Origin of the sequence: Devosia sp. (assembly GCF_040509215.1) — a bacterium.
Classification (GTDB): Bacteria; Pseudomonadota; Alphaproteobacteria; order Rhizobiales; family Devosiaceae; genus Devosia.
On sequence record NZ_JBEVLL010000302.1, the window covers coordinates 1 to 3145 of the forward strand.

Annotated in this window: 2 protein-coding genes; one reads left to right on the forward strand and one right to left on the reverse strand. The window is 59.8% G+C overall.

Going from position 1 to position 3145, the window contains the following annotated elements; all coding sequences use genetic code 11:
- The first annotated feature begins 21 nt into the window (after positions 1 to 21).
- The gene (locus tag ABW043_RS17085; RefSeq protein ID WP_353922399.1) at positions 22 to 363 is read left to right on the forward strand and encodes a VOC family protein; all 342 of its coding nucleotides are present in this window, start codon (positions 22 to 24) and stop codon (positions 361 to 363) included.
- Positions 364 to 367: 4 nt separating this feature from the next.
- Here the strand turns inward: ABW043_RS17085 and ABW043_RS17090 are convergent, their stop codons facing one another.
- Entirely contained in the window at positions 368 to 2338 is a 1971-nt protein-coding gene (locus ABW043_RS17090; RefSeq protein WP_353922400.1) for a M23 family metallopeptidase, read from the reverse strand.
- Positions 2339 to 3145 lie beyond the last annotated feature (807 nt).

Sequence of the window (3145 nt, forward strand, 5' to 3'; positions counted from 1 at the left end):
AGAACAACAAGGGCGTGGAAAATGGCTGACAAGATCGACTACATCGAATTCCCTTCGACGGATCGGGCCAGGAGCAGCGCCTTTTTCGAGGCGGCGTTCGGCTGGGGCCGTACCAGCTATGGGCCGGATTATGATGGGCTCGAAAATGCCGGGATCGACGGCGGCGTCGATCAGGCGGAAGGCCGCGTTGCGGCGACCATGGCGATTGTCCGGACGGACGATCTCGATGATGCGGAAAAGCGCGTGATCGCCGCAGGCGGCGTGATCACGCGCGAACAGTTCGATTTTCCGGGTGGGCGGCGTTTCCATTTCCGCGAACCCGGCGGCAATGAGCTTGCCGTCTGGGTCGCGCGCGCGGAATAGGCTCTTACGGCGTCTTGGCGGCGGCGACCTGGGTGGGGGCGCCTTCGCGGGCGAGGAGGTCGTCGATCTGGGTCATGGCCTGGGCAAAGGCATCGCGATATTGCGGGGCCAGCACATTGTCCTTGGGCAGTTTGACGCTCAGGGGATCAACGAGATTGCCGTTGATGAGGATTTCGAAATGGAGGTGCGGGCCGGTCGACTGGCCGGTCGAGCCGACATAGCCGATCAGCTGGCCCTGGCGAACCTTGGAGCCGACGCCGAGCCCGTCGACATAGCGCGACAAGTGGCCATAAGCGGTTTCATAGCCGTTGACGTGCTGGATCTCGATCTTGTTGCCGTAGCCGGACTGCCAGCGATAATAGGAAATAGTGCCGTCGCCGGCGGCATAGATCGGGGTGCCGGAGCGGGCGGCGAGATCGACGCCGGTATGCAGTTTTCGCGTCTTGAAGATCGGATGGATACGATAGCCGAAGCGCGAGCGCAGGGTGCCGCCACCTTCGAGTGGGCGACGATTGAGGAAGCGCTTTCCGGTTTCGCCATCGGGATCGTAGAAATCGACGGTGCCGTCTTCGGTGGCGAAACGATAGAGCTGGCGCTTGGTGCCGGAAAGATTGAGCGAGACATAGAGCAGCTCGGGCTTGGCGCCGGGCGTATCCTCGGTCTCGAGAATTTCGATCGTGTCGCCGGCCGAGATGCGCTTGGTCATGTCGACGTCATAGGCGAACATCCCGACGATGCGCTGGATGGTCTCGTCGTCGAGATCGTGCTTGCGGCCGGTTTCCCAGATGGAGCGATAAACGGTGGGAAGGTTGCCCACATTGATCTGCTCGATATCCTCTTGCGGGAAGTCGACCCAATCGGGCTGCAGACCGACGACATATTGACCATTGTCGCTGAGGGCGACGGTGGCGATATGCGGATCGCCCTGCACGCCTTCGGGACGATAGATCGACATGCGATAGGGCACGAGGCTGTTGCTGTCGCTGGTCAGCGGACCATAGAGAATGCGAAGGCGAATGCCCTCGGGCAAACCGCCCGCCGGCATGAGATTGGCGAGGGTGTTTTCCACCATCGACACCTGAGCCACCGTAAAGCCATTGCGCACGAGGGTCGCCGATAGCGGGCCGATCTCGCGAACGGTCAAAAAGCGCTCGGTGCGGCCGGGGCCATTATTGGCGGCAAGCGTTGTCTTGGGAACGACCGTCACATTCTCGGCGATACCATTGGGAGAAGTGGGCGTGCCCTCCTTGGCCAGCGCATCGAGGCTCGGGCCAAGCGCGGCATAAGCAAGGGTCGGCGGCGCATCCTCTGTATAGAAGGTGGCTTCGGCCGTACCGCGAACGAAATCGGCAGCCACTTCATCGCTGATGGCGCGCGCGGGAATAAAGCTTGCCGGCATGTCGGCCTGACGGACGGCGACTTCGCCATCGACATCGGTCCCATAGACGTCGGCATTAAGATCAAGCGACACGGCCTGCAGCGGCTGGGTCGCATTGAGAATGGCGACCGGGTCATAAGCCGGCGCGTCGGCAGAGAGAGAGGTGGCCGTCGTCGCGAGCGTGGCGCGGAGGCGGGTAAAGGGTTGGTTGCGCAGAATCTCGCGGCCATCGACCATCTGGCGAATGGAGGCCTCGATGGTTTCGAGGTCCGAACGGGTGGCAGCGACGGGACGGATACGCGAGGACTTGGCGGTGCTGTCGGTGGCAAAGGGCTGCTCGAGCCGCGGGGCGGCGAGCTGGAGTGCTTTATAGGCCGTCGAGAAAGTGTCCTGGCCCTGGAAGGACACATATAGAGCCGCGCCCATCAGCAGCACAGAGGTCAGGCCGGTCATCACCGTGCCGCTCAACCAGGCAAAGCTCAACTCGCGACCCTGCGGGATTTCACCGTCGGTCGATTGAACTGTCAGGGCCGGGCCATCTTCGAACCCACTGGCGCGCAGCAGGGAAGCGTGGCGATTTCGTTGCGCAGCGTTCAACGCGCCGTCCTTTGATATTGAATAGGTCTTCCCCCAGGGGGCCGAAGCGAACGGCCTCTTCTCTATATAGGTATAGCGTGAGGCGCAGCCTAAGGAGAGCCGCCGATGATTTCAATGGCCGTCATATCTTCCGCAAATGCGGCGAAAGCGCGGAGTTTCGGGATCTCGGGTCACTTGAGGTGGCGATTGCCCCTATAAGAGAGAGAAGGTGCTGAAAAATCTGCCGAAAAGCGCAATCGGCCGGAGGCGCCTGAAATCTCTGGTGATCCAGTCGTGTTTTCCACAAACGGGCAGACGTCAAAAACAGAAAATGTCGTTTTTGTCATGGAGGGGGGTTTACAGGAAAACGGGTCGCCCCTATAACCCGCTCATCGCTGAAGAGCGCGGCGCCAAACGGCGGCGGGCACGGAAGCAAGTCGCTGAAAACGAACGATAAATTCGACAATCAAGCGACTGAGAAAATCGGTTCTACCGAAATTCTGAAAAGCGGTGTTGACAAGGAACTCTGGTTCACTTAGATACCGCGGCGCTGACGACGCGAACGACTTAGAGTTGTTCCCACTGTTAGCGACTTCTGACAGGGCAGACGATCTGCCGGGCAACCGGATGATGAGTTTGTTTTGTCTGATGAAAATCTGGGACGGTGTCCCACCGACGTTCAGCCCTTTTGGGCGAAGGTCAGCTCTTTGACATTGTGAAGATAGAAGAAAGAGAAACGTGGACGGCGAGGTTCTTGCGAACTGAAGCTGGAAGCAATTCCGGTGGAAGTTGTTACAAGACTTTCGATGGGTGCACGTTTCTAGAGGT